A 17,853-nucleotide genomic window follows, 5' to 3' on the forward strand; every position below is an offset into this window, starting at 1 on the left:
TTGGCTTGGCGGCCGCCCCGTGGCAATTTCCGGCCAAATCAAGAGGCGACCAAGGAACGACTGTCCGGATGACGACCACCACCAATGAGTTGCGATTAGCCGCGGATTTTGCCCCCGCGAACTACGAAGACTGGCGCAAGCTGGTCGACGGGGTGCTGAAAGGCGCGCCGTTCGAAAAACTGGTCGGCAAGACATCCGATGGATTGAAGATCGATCCGATCTACCCGCGCGCGCAAGGCGCCGCCCCGGTCGCCGGCCGCCCTGCGGCCACGCCCTGGCGGATCATGCAGCGGGCCGATCATCCCGACGCTAAAGCGGCCAACGCGCAGGCGCTGCACGACCTCGAAAATGGCGCGACCGGGCTCACCCTCGTGTTCGCCGGCGCCAATGGCGCCTACGGCTTCGGGCTGGATCCCTCGCCGGAAGCGGTGGCGCAAATCCTCGATGGCATCTATCTCGATGCCGGCATCGGCATCGAACTTCAGATCGGTCCGCAGTCGCGGATGGCGGCCATCCATGTCGCGGAATATATCAAGGGCAAGGGGCTCGATCCTGCGGCCTGCGATATCCGTTTCGGGCTCGACCCGCTCGGGGCCGGCGCGGTGTGGGGATCCAGCCCCTATAGCTGGTCCGAGATCGTGCCCGCGGTCACCAGCGCCGTCAAAGGCCTTGCCGCGCTCGGCTTCAAAGGTCCGCTCGCGGCCGCCGACGGGCGCGTGATCCACGATGCCGGCGGATCGGAAGTCCAGGAGCTGGCGTTTGTGCTCGCCGCAGGCGTCGCCTATCTGCGCGCGATCGAAACGGCCGGCATCTCGCTCGAAGACGCGCAGGGCATGGTCTATGCGCGGCTTTCCGCCGACGCCGACCAATTCCTGACGCTGGCGAAATTCCGCGCGCTGCGGCTGTTGTGGGCGCGGGTCGAACAGGCCTGTGGCCTCGTGCCCAAACCGCTGTTCGTCGCGGCCGATACCGCCTGGCGCATGCTGACGCAGCGCGACCCGTACGTGAACATGCTGCGCGCGACGATGGCGACCTTCTCCGCCGGCCTCGGCGGCGCCAACGCCATCACCGTGCTGCCGCATACGCTGGCGCTGGGCTTGCCCGATCCGTTCGCGCGCCGCGCCGCGCGCAATACGCAGTTGGTGCTGCTGGAAGAATCCAACCTCGCCAAAGTGTCCGATCCCGCCGCCGGCTCCGGCGGCATCGAGACGCTGACAAAACAGCTTTGCGAAGCCGCGTGGTCGCTGTTTCAGGACATCGAAAAGGCCGGCGGCCTGTTCCCCGCGCTCGAACAGAACCTGATCCAGCGCAAGGTCGCTGCAACGCGAGCCGTGCGCGAGACCAACATCGCCAAGCGCCGCGACGTACTGACCGGCGCCAGCGAATTTCCGAACCTGCACGAGGCCGAGATCGCGGTGCTGGACGCAAAACCGATTGCGCTGGCGCCCTATGGCGAAGCCAAATTCAAGTTCGACGCGCTGCCGCCGATGCGGCTGGCCGCGCCGTTCGAAGCGTTGCGCGACAAATCGGACGATAAGCTCAAGAACGGCGGCGCACGGCCCAAGATATTCCTCGCCAATCTCGGCACCCCGGCCGATTTCACCGCGCGGGCGACATTTGCAAAAAGCTTCTTCGAGACCGGCGGCATCGAGGCGATCGATACGCAGGGCTTTGCCGATCCGGCGGCGCTTGCCGCCGCATTCAAGGCCTCCGGCGCTGACGTGGCGTGCCTCTGTTCCTCCGACAAAGTCTATGCCGCTCAGGCGATAGCGGCCGCACAGGCCCTTCAAGCCAGCGGTGCAAAGCATATCTATCTGGCAGGCCGGTCCGGCGAACAGGAAGCAGCACTACGGGCCGCCGGCGTCGGTGACTTCATTTTTGCCGGCGGCGATGCGCTCGCAATGTTGCAGGACGCCTGGAAGCGGATGGAGTGAGCATGACATCGGAGAGAAAAGCTGTTCTGACCGGCGGCTGCCAGTGCGGCGCCGTGCGTTTCGCGGCTTATGCGGGCCCGGTGAAGATAGGCTTGTGCCACTGCCGCATGTGCCAGAAAGCGGTGGGCGGCCCTTTCATTTCGCTCGCCGAAGTCAAGCACGAGGATTTTGCCTGGACCCGCGGCAAACCGGCGACCTATCGCTCGTCGACGATCGCCGAGCGCGACTTCTGCGCCGCGTGTGGGACGCCGCTCAGCTACCGGGTGATCGACGGAACGGTGATCGAGCTTACCACCGGCAGTTTCGACCGGCCGGACCTCGTGGTTCCGACCTACGCCACCGGCACCGAGTCCCATTTGGCCTGGGTCGGCAGGATCGGCGATCTGCCTGGCAGGAGCACGCTTGAGGGTACTGGTAGCGAAAAGCTTAGCCGTATCGTCAGCCACCAGCATCCGGACCATGATTGAGGACAGGCCGCGACCCGAATGGCACAGACACCTTCAGCAGGCGATATGGCTGGTCAGGATGACCTGCCGCAACTCGAAGCTGAGCGCGATCGACTGCTCTCGATGATCGCTTATCATAACGGACCATTCTATCCGATGCGGTCGGCACGCTGGCTGCGGCCGGCATCGCCGGAGGACCAGGCGCCGGCATGGCTTGCGGTAACCGGGATTGCCATCGTTTGCGGCATCGCAATTTTGATCGTGGCAGGGTTTTTCGCCGGCCAGGTTCCGGCTTCCACCGTCCTTTTCGTGGTAGTGGGTTTACCGCTATTGGCGTACATTTTTTCGCGAAGAATAACGTTGTTCGGTATTACGTTTCGAGCAGGAGAAGTGCTTGCGCTCGGTTCAGAGCAGATCGCAGGCGAGCCTGAGACTCTGAAGCGTCTCGCGGACTGCGAGGCACGGATAGCGAAATTGAAGGAAGGCCGCTCATCATGAGCAGAATACCCGATTTCACCGCTGTGAAGTTCGAGCCGGTCGACGCGCCGGCACCGCCTGCCGGCGCCGAGCCTTGGCTGACGCCCGAGGGCATCCTCGTCAAGCCCGGCTACAGCGAGGCTGATCTCGAAGGCATCGACTTCCTCGAGACCTGGCCCGGCATTGCGCCCTATCTGCGCGGCCCCTACCCGACCATGTATGTCAACCAGCCCTGGACGATCAGGCAATATGCCGGGTTCTCAACGGCGGAAGATTCCAACGCGTTCTACCGCCGCAACCTCGCGGCCGGACAAAAGGGCCTTTCGGTCGCATTCGATCTGGCGACGCACCGCGGGTATGACTCCGATCATCCGCGCGTCTCCGGCGACGTCGGCATGGCCGGCGTGGCGATCGATTCCATCTATGACATGCGCACGCTGTTTGCCGGCATCCCGCTCGACCAGATGAGCGTGTCGATGACGATGAACGGCGCCGTGCTGCCGATCCTGGCGCTGTTCGTTGCCGCCGCCGAGGAACAGGGCGTACCGCCGGAGAAACTGTCGGGCACCATTCAGAATGACATTCTGAAAGAGTTCATGGTGCGCAACACCTACATCTATCCGCCTACCCCCTCGATGCGGATCATCTCCGACATCTTTGCCTACACCTCGCAGAAGATGCCGAAGTACAACTCCATCTCCATCTCCGGCTATCACATGCAGGAAGCCGGCGCGACGCAGGACCTCGAGCTCGCCTATACGCTGGCCGACGGCGTCGAGTATCTGCGCGCCGGATTGGCGGCGGGCCTCGACGTCGACCGTTTTGCGCCGCGGCTGTCGTTCTTCTGGGCCATCGGCATGAATTTCTTCATGGAGGTGGCAAAAATGCGCGCGGCGCGGCTGCTGTGGGCCAAGCTGCTGACGCAGTTCAACCCGAAGGACCCGCGCTCGCTGTCGCTACGCACGCATTGCCAGACTTCGGGCTGGTCGCTGACCGCGCAGGACGTCTTCAACAATGTGATGCGCACCACCATCGAGGCGATGGCGGCGACGCAAGGCCACACCCAATCGCTGCACACCAACGCGCTCGACGAAGCCTTGGCGCTGCCGACCGATTTCTCGGCGCGCATCGCCCGCAACACGCAATTGTTCCTGCAACAGGAAAGCGGCACCAACCGCATCATCGATCCCTGGGGCGGCTCTTATTACGTCGAACGGCTGACCCGCGATCTCGCCGCCAAGGCCTGGGGCCATATCCAGGAGGTCGAGGCGCTCGGCGGCATGGCGAAGGCGATCGAGGCGGGTGTGCCGAAGCTAAGAATCGAGGAAGCCTCAGCCAAGACGCAGGCGCGGATCGATGCCGGACGGCAGGCCGTGATCGGTGTCAACAAGTTCAAGCCGGTCAACGAGGCCGCCATCGACGTGCTGAAGGTAGAAAATTCCACCGTGCGTCGGCTGCAGATCGACAAGCTGTCGCGGCTGCGCTCCGAGCGTAATCAGAAGGACGTCGACCAGGCGCTGGCGGCGCTGACGCGCAGCGCCGGCGAAGGCAACGGCAACCTTTTGGCGCTCGCCATCGACGCGGCGCGCGCCAAAGCCACAGTCGGCGAAATCTCGGACGCGATGGAGAAGGTGTTCGGACGGCATCGCGCGGAAATCAAATCCATCACCGGCGTCTACAAGCGGGAGGCGTCCACCATGTCCAACCGGGTCGAAAAAGTGCAGGCGCTGATCGATGCGTTCGAGGATGCCGAGGGCCGCCGCCCCCGTATCCTGGTCGCCAAGATCGGCCAGGACGGCCACGACCGCGGCCAGAAGGTGATCGCGTCAGCCTTTGCCGATGTCGGCTTCGACGTCGATATCGGACCGCTGTTTGCCACCGCCGACGAAGCCGCGCGGCAGGCGGTCGAGAACGACGTGCATATCCTCGGCGTCTCGTCGCTGGCGGCCGCCCACCTCACCGCGGTGCCGGAACTGAAGGCCGCGCTGAAGAAGCAGGGCCGCGAGGATATCATGATCATCATCGGCGGCGTAGTGCCGCCGCAGGATTACGAGGCGCTCTACAAAGCCGGTGCGGAAGCGATCTTCCCGCCGGGCACCGTGATTGCCGACGCCGCCGAAGAGCTGATCCACAAGCTCAATGCAAGGCTGGGGCACAGCGAGGCGGCGGAGTAACCTCATCCAGCGCGGCGCTCCAATGCCCGCTCCAGCGAATGGGTCCAGTCCGGTATCCAGGACTGGAACAGCGTCCGCCAGCGATCAGCATCGTCAGGCGCGGTGTCGAGCGCGACATCCCATTCAATGAAGGTCCGGTCGCCCTCGACGATTCGCGTCAGGTGCATGGTGCCCTCGTAGCGCGTCGGGCCTGGTGCTTCCGGCAGAAGATCTGGTGGAAACGGGAACGGCTCGATGCCGGCATAGGTCGGGGTGTGCCGCGCGTCGGAATGACGAGCCAGGCGCTGCCGGATCCAAGTGCCGAGATAGCAGAAGCGCCTGATGGCACCGACTTCGTCGCCGCCCTTGTCGTCCTCGATGACGCTTTCGCTCACGCCATCGATATAGGCCGGATAATTATTGAAATCACGGATCAGCGACCACACGGTAGCAAGCGGATAATCCAGCACGGTGCTGTAATAGGCTGTCGTCATGTTACCTCCGCAGTCGATCGCGGCTATCCAGTGACGCCGCGCATGGATACCTATCCGTGCCCCCTGATCGCCGCCACCCGATTTCCGGATGTGTCGTGATGTCCCACCGGCGATCATCCCGCATATCGCGTAACGCCTTGCGAGCGCAGCGCAAAGCCGCCTAGAATGCTGCATCACAAGAGCGCCCGCTGTCAGGGACGCCGCAGGGAGGATTACATGACCAAAATTACGCGCCGCGCATTTGCGGCTTCAACCGCCGCAGCAGCGGCCGTCGCGGGTTTTGGATTCAAACCGGCGTTGGCGCAGGCTTACCCGGCACGGCCGGTGACCGTGATCGTGCCATGGGGCGCCGGCGGCGGCACCGATGCGACCGCGCGCATCGTGGCGGCGCTTTTGGAGAAGGACCTTGGCCAGCCGTTCAACGTGGTCAATCGCACCGGCGGCTCCGGCGTGGTCGGCCATTCCGCAATCGCAACCGCGCCGCCCGACGGCTACACCATCGGCATGCTGACGGTGGAAATCTCGATGATGCACTGGCAGGGGCTGACCGAACTGGCGCCAAAGAGCTACACGCCGCTGGCCCTGATGAATGAGGACCCGCCCGGCATCCAGGTCCCTTCATCGTCGCCCTACAAGACCGTGAAGGAGCTCGCCGACGCCATCAAGGCAGCGCCCGTCGGCAAGTTCAAAGCCTCTGGCACCGGCCAGGGCGGCATTTGGCATCTGGCGCTGGTCGGCTGGATGCAGGCGCTCGGACTTCCTGCAAATCAGGTGGCCTGGGTGCCGTCGAACGGTGCCGCGCCCGCGATGCAGGACCTCGCGGCTGGTGGTCTCGACCTGACCACCTGCTCGGTGCCGGAAGCGCGCGCGATCATCGAGGCCGGCAAGGCGCGCAGCCTCGCCATCATGGCGCCCAAGCGCAACCCGTCATTCCCTGACGTGCCGACGCTGAAGGAGTCGATGGGGATCGACTATGCGACGGGGGCGTGGCGCGGCATTGCGGGTCCGAAGGGCCTGCCTGCTGATGTCGCGACCAAGCTCACGGCTTCGCTGAAGAAGGTCTACGACTCCAAGGACTTCAAGGACTTCATGAGCAATCGCGGTTTCGGAACGGTGTGGGGCGACGCGACGGAATTCGCGACATTCATGGACAAGGGCGACGCCCAAATGGGCGAGGCGATGAAGGCTGCCGGCCTCTCCAAGGCCTGATCGGTCCCACCGGTTCACTTGCTCGGAAATACGTGGGGCTCGTTTTATGCGTCTTCCCGATCAAGTCACGGGATTGTTTCTCGTTGGGCTCGGAGCGGCGGCTGCCTATGGCGGCTGGCTGCTGCCGCCCGTGCCCGGTCAGCCGGTGGGCCCCAATATCTTTCCGCTGGTGATCGGGTCGGGTCTCGCGCTTTGCGGGCTTGCGATTGCCCTCGGCATCGGCCGCACCTTCGAAGAGGAAGAAGAGATTATTCCGCTCGAGGCCGGTCAAGCGCGGCCGCCCACCGGCAAGCTTTACGGCCTGCGCGCACTGTTACCGCCGGCGCTGCTGTTGTTCTACGTGGCGGTCGCAGACCGATTGGGTTTCATCATCACGGCCGCGCTGATCGTGTTCGTGACGTCGAGCGCGCTCGGCGCGCGCTGGAAGCTTTCGCTACCGCTCGCGGTGATGGCACCGATCGTCATCCATCTGATTTTCAGCAAGCTACTGCGCGTGCCGCTCCCGGCCGGGCTGTTGCCGATGCCGTGGTGACCCATGCTTAACACCCTGATTGAAGCGTTCGCGCTCATTTCCACCTGGGAAGTCATCATCGCGATGCTGGCGGCATCGGTCTATGGCCTCGTCATAGGATCGCTGCCCGGCCTGTCCGCGACGATGGCGACCGCCCTGCTGGTCCCGGTTACGTTCTATTTGTCACCGATCGCCGCGATTGCGACCATCGTGGCGGCGTCCACGATGGCGATCTTCTCCGGCGACATCCCTGGCGCGTTGCTTCGCATTCCCGGTACTCCCGCCTCGGCAGCTTACGCGGACGAAGCCTATGCCATGACCCGCAAGGGAGAAGCCGAACTGGCGCTTGGCGCCGGCGTATGGTTCTCCGCCGTTGGCGGTATCGCGGGCACGCTCTCGCTGATGATCCTCGCACCGCCGCTTGCCGAGATCGCGCTGTCGTTCTCGACCTTCGAATACTTCTGGCTCGCGTTCCTGGGCCTGATGTGCGCGACGCTGGTCGCGCGCTCTTCGCCCGTAAAGGCCATTGCGGGCATGTTCATCGGCCTGCTTGTCGCCTGCGTCGGGATCGAAAATCCCGGCGGCGTGCCTCGCTTCACGTTTGGAATGACCGATCTGTTCGGCGGCATCGAACCGATCCCGGCGCTGGTTGGCGTATTTGCCGTGGCGCAAGTCATGCGTGCAATGCTGACGCCGGAACCGCCACCAATCCCAAAGCGCAAGTTCGGAAGCATCATGGCGGGCCAGTGGAGGCTCACCAAGAAATATCGCTGGCAGATGACACGCGGGAACATCATCGGCATCATCATCGGGGTGCTGCCAGGCGCCGGTGCCGACATGGCCGCGTGGGTCAGCTACGCGATGTCCAAGCGCTTCTCGAAGGAACCCGAGAAGTTCGGAACCGGCCACGTTGAGGGCCTGGTCGAAGCCGGCGCCAGCAACAACGCCAGCATCGCGTCGGGTTGGGTGCCGTCGCTGCTGTTCGGCATTCCCGGCGACACCATCGCGGCCATCGCCATCGGCGTGCTCTACATGAAAGGATTGAACCCCGGCCCGACGCTGTTCACTGAGAAGGCGTCGAGCATGTATGCGATTTATCTCATGTTCATCATCGCCAACATCATCATGATTCCGCTGGGCATCGTCATGATCCGTCTGGCGAGTTATGTGTTGCGCGCGCCCCGTTCCTCCGTCATGCCCTTCATCATGCTGTGCTGCGCGGTCGGTTCGTTCGCCATCGGCAACAACATGTTCGGCGTCGTGACCGTCGCGGCTTTCGGAATCATTGGTTACGTCATGGAAGCCAACGGTTATCCGGTCGCCGCCATGGTGCTCGGTATCGTGATGGGCACCATGATCGAGCAGAGTTTCGTGACTTCGCTGATCAAGTCCGATGGCAGCGTGTTGCCGTTCTTCGAGCGACCGATTTCCGCGATCCTCGCCGCCCTGGCGATCGGCGCGTTGATTTGGCCGGTGCTGGTCTGGGGGTGGCGACGGCTCAAGGCGATTTCGCCCGCCGCCGCGCCCCGCTAACACGCCACACGATCCCCTCGCCTGCACCGCACAGCCGTTGTAAACCAAGGCATGAACCGGCCGATTGCTCCCCCCGATATCGACAAGCTCGCCAAGGATCTGCGTTTGGGTCACCGCGCCGCGCTGGCGCGTGCGATCACCCTGATCGAGAGCCGCCGTGGCGACCATCAGGCCGCCGCGCGCGACCTGGTGCAGGCGCTGCTGCCCGACACCGGCAAGGCCGTGCGCGTCGGCATCACCGGGTCGCCCGGGGTCGGCAAGTCAACCACCATCGATGCGCTCGGCATGTTCCTGATCGACGGCGGCCACAAGGTCGCGGTGCTGGCGGTCGATCCCTCCTCGGCACGCACCGGCGGCTCCATCCTCGGCGACAAGACGCGGATGGCGCGATTGTCAGCCTTCGACAACGCCTTCATCCGGCCCTCGCCTGCATCAGGCACGCTCGGCGGGGTCGCCGCGAAAACCCGCGAGGCGATGTTGTTGTGCGAGGCGGCCGGCTTCGACGTGGTGCTGGTGGAGACGGTCGGCATCGGCCAGTCCGAGACCGCGGTCTGCGACATGACCGACTTCTTCCTGGCCCTGATGCTGCCCGGCGCCGGCGACGAATTGCAGGGCATCAAAAAGGGCCTGGTCGAACTCGCCGACATGATCGCGGTCAACAAGGCCGATGGCGACAATATCAAGCGCGCCAATCTCGCCGCTGCAGAATATCGCGGCGCGCTGCATATTCTAACGCCCCGTTCCGAGCACTGGCATCCGCCGGTGCTGACCTATTCGGCGCTGACCGGCACCGGCATGGACACGCTGTGGCAGAAGATCCTCGATCACCGCACCGCCATGAATGCCTCGGGCGAATTTGCAGGCAGGCGGCGCGAGCAGCAGGTGAAATGGATGTGGTCGATGCTGGAGCAGCGGATGATGGCGCGGCTGCGCGCCGACCCCGCGATCCGCGCCAGGGTGAAAAAGACCGAGGCCGAGGTCGCCGACGGGCGCATCACGCCGGCGGTTGCGGCCGAACAGATCGCGGAGATGCTGCGGTGAACGACAGGCTTCGCATTCTCCTCACCGGCTTCGGTCCGTTTCCGGGCGCGCCGTATAATCCGACGCAGGCGCTGGTCGAGCGGCTGTTGCGGGTGCGCCGTCCGGCCTTTGCCGACGTGGAAATATCGAGTCACATCTTTCCTGTGACCTACAAGGCGGTCGACCTCGAATTGCCTCAAGCTCTCGCAAAATACCGGCCGCAGGCAATACTGATGTTCGGCTTGGCGGGCCGCACTGCGCATGTCAGGATCGAGACCCGTGCGCGCAACGCCGTGACTTTGCTATGGCCCGATGCGGCGCAAACCCGCGTCCGCAAGGGATCGATCGGGCTCGGCCCGGACGCGATGCGGTTCGGTCCGCATACGTTGCGGCTGCTGCGCGCTGCGCTGGCGACAGGCATCGACGCGCGGCCATCGCGCGATGCTGGTAGTTATCTTTGCAATTATTTGAGCTGGCGCGCGATCGAGGCTGCCGCCGCCAACGATCATCTCCGTCTGGCCTCGTTCGTGCACATCCCGCCGCTCGCACGCGGCGGCGCATTGCGGCGCAAGGGCAACGCACGCATCACGCTCGATGAACTGGTCGATGCCGGCGAGGCGATGCTGCTCGAGATGGTGAAACTGGCGAGGCAGGCGGTACTGACTTCGTAGGTTGGGCAAAGGCGCTCTTGCGCCGTGCCCACCAATCCTGTTCGTTGAGCGATATGGTGGGCACACTGGCGCTTTGCACACCCTACGACCGGTCTACCCAGGATTAACCCTACCCCCAACAATCGCCCTGTTCCGCCCTCGTGTTCACCATGCGCCGGTCCATTTTCGCGCTAGCTTTGGCTTGCGAATGCCATGGCCTGCATTGCGCGAGGATATCGAATCATGGACGCAAAACGCCGCCAGTTCATGGGCGTTTCCGCCGCCGGCATTGCCGGCGCGTTGGCGATGTCGCCGGACGCTGCGCGCGCGGCGCCGCCGGCCTCGACGTTCGGGCGCGACGCCACGCAATATGGCGTGCGCCCCGGCAGTCCCGACGATCAAACCAAGGCGCTGCAGCGCGCGATCGATGAAGCCGCGCGGGCGCAGGTGCCGTTATCGCTGCCGCCGGGCGTCTACCGCACCGGGCTGCTCCGCCTGCAAAACGGCTCGCAACTGGTCGGCGTGCGCGGCGCGACCAAATTCGTCTTCAGTGGCGGCGCATCGATGCTGCAGAGCGAGGGGGCCGGCGGCATCGGTCTGTCCGGCATCACGTTCGACGGCGGCGCCATTCCGCTGCCGACACGGCGCGGTCTGGTCCATTGCGCGGGTGGGCGCGACGTCCGCATCACCGACTGCGAAATCACCGCCAGCGGCGGCAACGGCATTTGGCTCGAACAGGTCTCCGGCGACATCAGCGGCAACATCTTCACCAAGATCGCGACCACGGCGGTGGTATCGTTCGATGCAAAGGGCCTGATCGTCTCGCGCAACACCATCATCGACACCAACGACAACGGCATCGAGATCTTGCGGACCGCGATCGGAGATGACGGCACGCTGGTCGTGGACAACCGCATCGAGGACATCAAGGCCGGCCCCGGCGGCTCCGGCCAGTACGGCAACGCCATCAACGCCTTCCGCGCCGGCAACGTGATCGTGCGCGGCAACCGCATCCGCAATTGCGACTATTCGGCGGTGCGCGGCAATTCGGCGTCCAACATCCAGATATCAGGCAACAGCGTCAGCGACGTCCGCGAGGTCGCGCTGTATTCGGAATTCTCGTTCGAAGGTGCCGTGATCGCCAACAACACCGTCGATGGCGCCGCCGTCGGCGTCTCCGTCTGCAATTTCAACGAGGGCGGCCGCATCGCGGTCGTGCAAGGCAACATCATCCGCAATCTGTTGCCGAAGCGGCCGGTCGGCACCATTCCGGACGATGACGCCGGCGTCGGCATTTATGTCGAGGCGGACAGTTCCGTGACCGGCAACGTGATCGAGAACGCGCCCTCCTTCGGGATCGTGGCCGGCTGGGGCAAATATCTCCGCGACATCGCCATCACAGGCAATGTGATCCGCAAGGCCTTTGTCGGTGTCGGCGTCTCGGTGGTGCCGGGCGCCGGCACCGCGCTGGTCAACAACAACATGATTTCGGAAACCCCGCGCGGCGCCGTGGTCGGCCTCGACCACGCCCGCGCCATCACGACCGACCTGTCCGCCGAAGGCGCCCAGCGTTACGCCCAGGTGGTGATCGGGACCAATGCAGTGCGGCGATAGGGCGCGGCTCCTCTACAGCGCGTTGCGCAGCAGCGGGTAGCGATCCCTGATCACGTCGAGATCGAGCGCCGGTGGCGAGAGATCGTCCAGCGCCGGCGCATCGGGCACCGAGGGCGCCTCGGCACTATCGGCGAGTACGCTTTCCAGCGCTATCAGGACATCGCCCGGAACATCGCGTGGCGGCTCGGCGGCGACCGGGGCCAGGCTTAGGGCCAGACTTGGAGCCGAAGGGGCGTACTCACGCAGCCGCGCGCTAATTGTCAGCGTCGATTCGCGACGTCCGAGCCAGGATAGATCGACAGCGGTGTTATCGAGCGAGGCCTCGCGCGTCTCCAGCTTGCGCCAGAGTTCGACCGCTTCCTTGGCTTCCCGGATATTTTCGAGAAATGCGTCTTCGGTATGAAAGCGCCGCCAGCGCCCGGTCTCGAACAGTTCGGTGAGGTAATCCAGCCGCTGCTCCGCAAGATTGCACCAGCGCGCAACGATATCGCGGCCACGTGCCACGTCTGCATGATGTGTCATAAAACTGCCCGTAAGGAGAAGAACGGACGCAGACGCAACAGAGGCGAATCAACTGGACGTGGTGGGGATATTCTGTGGAAAACTTCTTGCTTGTCCAGTACGTGACATTACGGGACGCCTCCCAGTGCAAGAAACCCGCATGAATGCTGGGTTACTCGCGCTATCGACGGTCAAGCCGTTCAACGGCATGGCCGCGTTGCGTGGACCTCGCGGTGATTTCACGGACGGCAACGCGGTTCGATCGGCGCACGCACCCCCGGAAGCCTGAGCCTGCTTGATCCGTCTTGATGGCAGAACGGCGCTCGGCCTGCGTCAGTGGAGGCGAGGCTCTCACTCGGAAACGGGGTGCTGAAAAGAAAAGACCCGTCCGGGGGGACAACCGGACGGGTCAAGCCATATGGGCGCTTGGGGTGGATGGGCGCTCGCGCCGAATACAGCCGATGGGGAGGGATAACCGCTCCCACATTCATTAGTCGCAGCAGCTTCGCGGGACGTTCAAAAGGCCGATCGATTTTTTTAACTTTTATTCGGGGCGAGCCGGCCGAAAATCACCGCGTAGCGGGGCGATTGACGTTGTTTGCGGCCGATTTCTCGGACGCCATCGACGGCGCCGAGTCGTTCATCGCTCTGCTCACGGAAGCGTTATCGGCGGGAGCCGGCGCCTTTTGAGATCCCGGAGTTCCCGAAACCGCAGCGAGCGGTACCGCAGGCGCGGCCGTCGAGGCGGTGACGGCAGCGAAAGCATCGACCTCGCCCGCCCCGAACATATCGTCACGGCCGGGCGCGCCAAGGTCGCGGGCGGTCTTGGTCAGGATCGCGCGTAGATCGTTCGGCTTCAACGCAGGATTGCGCTCCAGCATCAGGGCGGCAACGCCGCTGACAAAGGCGGCGGAAAACGAGGTACCCGAGGTGATCTGGTATTTATCATCCGGCGCCGGCAGGAAGATATCCGCGCCGGGCGCTGCGATGGCGATGTGGACACCGCGGTTCGATGCCGCAAACAGCTTTGCCTGCGAGTCGGTTCCGCTCACTGCAATGACGTTCGGATTGGCGGCGGGATAGAGCGCCGGCGATTTGGCGCCGGCATTGCCGGCGGCGGCCACCATCAGGATCCCCCTGGAAGCGGTTGCAGCAACGCCACGCTCGATCAAGGGATCCTTCGGTCCCGCAAAACTCATGTTGATGATCTGCGCACCGTGCTCGGCCGCATAGTCCAGCCCCTTGAGGATCACGTAGGAGGTGCTCTCCGCACCATTTGCGCCGCTGCCGAACGCACGGATCGCCAATAGCCGCGCCTCCGGCGCGCTTCCCATCAGCTTGCCATGCGCCACGATCGCGCCGGCAATGCCGGTACCGTGGACGTGCGGGCCCTCCTTGCTGCCGAGCGCATCGAAACTATCGGCAACCGAATTGACGAGTTCGGGATGTTTGACGTCAACGCCTGAATCGATCACCGCAATGGTGACGTTCATGCCGCGGACCAGCTTGTGCGCCTGTGGCAACCGAAGCTGGGCGACCGCGTATTGCGCGGCGTCGCCCTCGCTCATCGAGCGCTTCTGATCCTGCAGCACATATCGGAAATTGAGCTGCACCGACTTCACCCCACCGGCGCTGTCAGCGGCGAACTCACGGCGGACGACGTCCACCGGGCGCTGATCGATGATCCGGAACAGGCCGATGGTGCCGCCGATCAGCGGGAATTCCTGCGAGGAGAGCCGCTCGAGCCCATGACGCCGGGCCAGTTCATCGGCCTGCGCCGGTGATAACGCGCTGTCGATCTCCGCCACCAGTTCGTTCGGGATTGCGCGCGTGTCGATCGCGGCTGCCTGCGGCGGCGCGTTGTTGCGCGGAGCGTTATTGCCCTTCTTGGTCGAGGTGCCGTTGCCGCCGCCATCGACCGAGAGGACCGGGCGGTCGAAACATTCGCCGTCAGGACCGCGATTGGCGTATTGGCAGACCGGATAGAGGTTGGGCGAGAAGCGCAGAGGAAGCGTCGGATCCACCCCGACACGGGAGATCTCGGGGCGCCCGTTCGGTATCCGCCCGACCAACGTCGTGTCTCCGCCTCCGCCTCCGCCGTGCGTGGTCGGCGGAACGCGCGCGATGACCCCGGGACCGGGCCGGGTCGTGACGACCGGGCGGTTCGCAATGACAGGGCGGTTCGTGATGACGGGGCGGCCCGTGATGACCGGATTGACCCGCGCCCCGACGGTGGGATTGACCCGCGACGTCACGGTCGGATTGATCGTCGGCACGCGGGAATTGAGGTTCAGGCTCGGGGTGCGCATGATGGCTTGCGCGTCGGCCACCGAACCGCCGAACAGCACAAGCGGCAGCGCCATCGCCGACAATGCCCATGCCGCGCGCTGCGCCCTTATCCGCCAATTCACGCCAATATCGACCATGGGACCTCGGCTTGGTCAGGCGACCGACGCCTTACGGCGTCGGCACCGCAAGACTGACGATCTTCTCACCTTGCAACTTGCTCATCAGGTTCGTGACTTCATCCTTGCCCAGCGCGCGGTTGCCAAACTGCAGCCGGAACATGCCGCCCTTGGCGCCATCGACGATCGAGGCCTGATAATTGTCCAGCAGCGCGTTGATGTCGGCCATGCGCGCGTCCGGGTTAAACCGCACCAGCGCGCGCGGCGGCACCGCAGCACCGAGTTCGCGGGTAAGGGGCGCCGCCGTCTGATTCAGGCTCAGCGAAGCCGTTTGGAAGGAAGCAGTCTGATTCTTCACCAGCACCGCGCCGATCACTCCGGCCTGCAGCAGCAGCGCAACCGCGCCAAGGCTCGCCGACCAGGCCAGCGTCCGCGGCGAAAGTTTTGTGAAGAATTCCGCGATCCGCGCCGAGAGATTGATCGACACCGACGGCTTGCGCTCGGGCTCGCCGTCGATCGCCGCGAACAGCTTCTGCATGGCGCGCGCCGACGGCGCACCCAGGCTTTCGTTGAGATGAATGGTCTCGGCGTATTCTTCCTGGATGACGGCATATTGCTTGGCCAACGCGGGATCGCCGGCGAGCGCCTCATCGACGCGACGCGCATCGCGCGCGTTCAACGTGCCGGCCGCATGGAATGGCAGCAGCATCTCGATTTCGCCGGGCTCTTGATCCAGCATTTTCTTGCTCATCGCCATCATGGCCAACCTCGCTCAATGCCGGCTGCCTTCAGCAGTTCGGCTAATTTCTTGCGCGCATAAAACAAACGCGTCTTGACGGTGTTTTCGGGAATCCCGACGATTTCGGCCACCTCTTCCACGGACTTCTCGTGGTAGTAGACGAGATCGACGATCTCCCGATGCTCAGGCGAAAGTGATGTCAGGCACTTGCGCAACGCGTCACTGGTATCTTTCTTCTGAACCACCACTTCCGGATCATCGGACGTATCCTCGATCGCGTTCGCGGTCTCATCGTCCAGTCCAACATCCTTCCGGCGCCTAAGTGCCGACAGGGCCTTGAACCGCGTAATCGCCAGCAGCCAGGTGGTAACGGCGGATCGGCCTTCGAACTTGCCAGCCTGACGCCACACATCGAGAAACACCTCACTGATGAGGTCTTCCGCAACCTGTTCGTCCCTTACGAGCCGAAGCCCGAAACGGAACACCCTGACATGGTGCCTTCCGTAAAGCACCTGCATGGCGAGCCGGTCGCCTTGAGCGATCCGAGCGATCAGAATTTCGTCTGAAGCCGCCTGTGCCGCACTCAATTGCCGTCTCGCAAGGTTGGTCGGGGGGAGATGGCCGAGGGTTCGATTGCCGAGGCAAGATTCTTCACATTACGGCAATGAACCAATTGCATGTGTGATCTACCCCACACAGGCGCACCGACCACCAAAGGCGCCGGCGAGAACGAACAAAGCCCCAATTTCGGTATCATAATACGGAGTTACTTTCCTAGAGAGCGCGCGATCCGGTGCGACCATACCAAGGGTTAGTCCACAAGGCAGCATCTGCTTACAGCTTGGGCTGCCACGCAACAGTTCCGGCAGTTCAAATCGGCCGAATTTCCGTTGCGAAACAGAGTAGTGGCAGGTGTTTTAACGGACCAGATTCGGTTCCAAAAGATACCAAACCTAAAGGCTTTCCCACTTAGATTTTTGCCGAGTTCCATCAACGGCGAGTCCATGGGCACCGCGGCCTCCTCATTCGTGAATCCGGCCGATCTGGACGGCGTCGGTCCTCAGCCGGCGGCGAAGGCGCTTGCCCGGCGCGCCAAGCAGCGCCGCCAGATCCTGATCATGATCGGGGTCAGCTATATCATCGACGCCGGGGTCCTGCTGCTTTATGCGCAGGCCGGCTCGATACCGCCCATGATCGCTCCGGCCTATGCCGCTTCCGGCCTGACGCTGGTGATTTTCAGCCTCATCCTTTCCGAGTTCGGGTTCAACGAGCGCTTCAAGGATCATTATCTGGTCGCCCCGCAGGCGACCATCTGCATGCTGATTGCGCTGGCGTTCACCTATATCGCGCCGGAAGTCGGCGGGATGTTCCTCTGTACCCTGTTCATCGTGTTCAGCTTCAGTTCGCTGCGCTCGATCCCTGCGCAGACCATGATGATCTGGACGGCGATGACGATCGGCCTGGCCGGGCTGTTCCTGTTGACCGACAGACCGATCTCGCTGCCGCATGGCAGCCACCTCGAGCGCTTTGCCACCCTTTTGGTGTTCGTCCTGACCATCGGACGCTGCATGTTCTTAGGCATCTTCTCCAGCTCGCTGAAGCAATCGCTCTATCAGAGCGGGCAGAAACTCAAGGAAGCCTACAAGCGGATCGAGGAGCTTGCCGAACTCGACGAGTTGACGGGATCGTATAACCGCCGCTGCATCATGCGGATGCTGGATGAAGAGATCGCCCGCGCCGGCCGCAATGACGCGCCCTGCTCGATTGCATTGATCGATCTCGACTGGTTCAAGCGCATCAACGACGCCTTTGGTCATCCGACCGGCGACGAGGTGCTGCGGACTTTCGCCATCACCATGTTCGCCAACATCCGCGGCATCGACCGCTTCGGCCGCTACGGCGGCGAGGAATTCCTGCTGGTGCTGCCCGGCATGAGCACGGACCACGCCGTGCGTGCGCTCGACCGGCTGCGCGGGATCATTGCAGAGCTCGACTGGAGCGCATTCTCGCCCGACATGAGCGTGACCATTTCCGGAGGCGTCGCGACGCTGAAGCCGGAGGAAACCCCGGACATATTCCTCGCCCGCGCCGACAGCGCGCTTTACGCAGCCAAGGCACAGGGACGCAACCGCATCGCCAGCGCCTGAACCGACCATTTCAGTGTTCC

16 protein-coding genes are annotated in these 17,853 nt (G+C 63.7%); 11 read left to right on the forward strand and 5 right to left on the reverse strand.

The genetic code is table 11. The features are described 5' to 3' along the window. Positions 1-68: 68 nt before the first annotated feature. The 4 genes from JQ597_RS17100 to scpA are packed head-to-tail and all read left to right on the forward strand — an operon-like array spanning position 69 to position 5,031. On the forward strand, positions 69-1,934 hold the full coding sequence (locus tag JQ597_RS17100; RefSeq protein ID WP_212265419.1) for a methylmalonyl-CoA mutase family protein: 1,866 nt from the start codon (positions 69-71) through the stop codon (positions 1,932-1,934). Positions 1,935-1,936: 2 nt separating this feature from the next. Continuing rightward, positions 1,937-2,401, forward strand: a complete 465-nt coding sequence (locus tag JQ597_RS17105) for a GFA family protein (RefSeq protein WP_212265420.1) — start codon at positions 1,937-1,939, stop codon at positions 2,399-2,401. 18 nt (positions 2,402-2,419) lie between these two features. Continuing rightward, positions 2,420-2,878, forward strand: a complete 459-nt coding sequence (locus JQ597_RS17110) for a hypothetical protein (protein ID WP_212265421.1) — start codon at positions 2,420-2,422, stop codon at positions 2,876-2,878. Further along, on the forward strand, positions 2,875-5,031 hold the full coding sequence (scpA, locus tag JQ597_RS17115) for a methylmalonyl-CoA mutase (protein WP_212265422.1): 2,157 nt from the start codon (positions 2,875-2,877) through the stop codon (positions 5,029-5,031). Before JQ597_RS17110 ends, scpA begins: the two co-directional genes overlap by 4 nt. A gap of 2 nt (positions 5,032-5,033) precedes the next feature. Here the strand turns inward: scpA and JQ597_RS17120 are convergent, their stop codons facing one another. Continuing rightward, positions 5,034-5,504: an SRPBCC family protein gene (locus tag JQ597_RS17120; protein WP_212265423.1), complete on the reverse strand. Its 471-nt coding sequence runs from the start codon at positions 5,502-5,504 to the stop codon at positions 5,034-5,036. A 216-nt stretch (positions 5,505-5,720) separates the two neighbouring features. On the opposite strand from JQ597_RS17120, the gene JQ597_RS17125 reads away from it, so the two are divergent. The 6 genes from JQ597_RS17125 (at position 5,721) to JQ597_RS17150 (ending at position 12,041) form a co-directional block, all read left to right on the forward strand. Continuing rightward, complete coding sequence (locus JQ597_RS17125; RefSeq protein ID WP_212265424.1) at positions 5,721-6,713, forward strand: tripartite tricarboxylate transporter substrate binding protein; 993 nt, start codon at positions 5,721-5,723, stop codon at positions 6,711-6,713. A 46-nt stretch (positions 6,714-6,759) separates the two neighbouring features. Then, positions 6,760-7,245, forward strand: coding sequence for a tripartite tricarboxylate transporter TctB family protein (locus tag JQ597_RS17130; protein WP_212265425.1), 486 nt, complete (start codon positions 6,760-6,762; stop codon positions 7,243-7,245). A gap of 3 nt (positions 7,246-7,248) precedes the next feature. Then, the gene (locus tag JQ597_RS17135) at positions 7,249-8,757 is read left to right on the forward strand and encodes a tripartite tricarboxylate transporter permease (RefSeq protein ID WP_212265426.1); all 1,509 of its coding nucleotides are present in this window, start codon (positions 7,249-7,251) and stop codon (positions 8,755-8,757) included. Between the two features lie 51 nt (positions 8,758-8,808). After that, a complete protein-coding gene (gene meaB / locus JQ597_RS17140; RefSeq protein WP_212265427.1) occupies positions 8,809-9,798 on the forward strand; it encodes a methylmalonyl Co-A mutase-associated GTPase MeaB in 990 nt (329 codons plus the stop codon). Then, complete coding sequence (locus JQ597_RS17145; protein ID WP_212265428.1) at positions 9,795-10,448, forward strand: pyroglutamyl-peptidase I; 654 nt, start codon at positions 9,795-9,797, stop codon at positions 10,446-10,448. Before meaB ends, JQ597_RS17145 begins: the two co-directional genes overlap by 4 nt. Before the next feature lie 222 nt (positions 10,449-10,670). After that, positions 10,671-12,041, forward strand: coding sequence for a TIGR03808 family TAT-translocated repetitive protein (locus tag JQ597_RS17150; protein ID WP_212265429.1), 1,371 nt, complete (start codon positions 10,671-10,673; stop codon positions 12,039-12,041). 12 nt (positions 12,042-12,053) lie between these two features. Here JQ597_RS17150 and JQ597_RS17155 read toward each other — a convergent pair whose 3' ends face one another. The 4 genes from JQ597_RS17155 to JQ597_RS17170 all read right to left on the reverse strand — a co-directional run bounded on the left by JQ597_RS17155 (position 12,054) and on the right by JQ597_RS17170 (position 16,273). Continuing rightward, positions 12,054-12,563, reverse strand: coding sequence for a TIGR03809 family protein (locus tag JQ597_RS17155; RefSeq protein ID WP_212265430.1), 510 nt, complete (start codon positions 12,561-12,563; stop codon positions 12,054-12,056). Between the two features lie 548 nt (positions 12,564-13,111). Then, complete coding sequence (locus JQ597_RS17160; RefSeq protein ID WP_502754487.1) at positions 13,112-14,968, reverse strand: S8 family serine peptidase; 1,857 nt, start codon at positions 14,966-14,968, stop codon at positions 13,112-13,114. A gap of 31 nt (positions 14,969-14,999) precedes the next feature. After that, the gene (locus tag JQ597_RS17165) at positions 15,000-15,707 is read right to left on the reverse strand and encodes a hypothetical protein (RefSeq protein WP_212265431.1); all 708 of its coding nucleotides are present in this window, start codon (positions 15,705-15,707) and stop codon (positions 15,000-15,002) included. Beyond that, entirely contained in the window at positions 15,704-16,273 is a 570-nt protein-coding gene (locus JQ597_RS17170; RefSeq protein WP_212205314.1) for a sigma-70 family RNA polymerase sigma factor, read from the reverse strand. The genes JQ597_RS17165 and JQ597_RS17170 overlap by 4 nt, the downstream gene beginning before the upstream one ends. 417 nt (positions 16,274-16,690) lie before the next feature. On the opposite strand from JQ597_RS17170, the gene JQ597_RS17175 reads away from it, so the two are divergent. Beyond that, the gene (locus tag JQ597_RS17175; RefSeq protein WP_212265432.1) at positions 16,691-17,833 is read left to right on the forward strand and encodes a GGDEF domain-containing protein; all 1,143 of its coding nucleotides are present in this window, start codon (positions 16,691-16,693) and stop codon (positions 17,831-17,833) included. Positions 17,834-17,853 lie beyond the last annotated feature (20 nt).

Origin of the sequence: Bradyrhizobium sp. AUGA SZCCT0177 (genome assembly GCF_018130125.1) — a bacterium.
Taxonomy (GTDB): domain Bacteria; phylum Pseudomonadota; class Alphaproteobacteria; order Rhizobiales; family Xanthobacteraceae; genus Bradyrhizobium.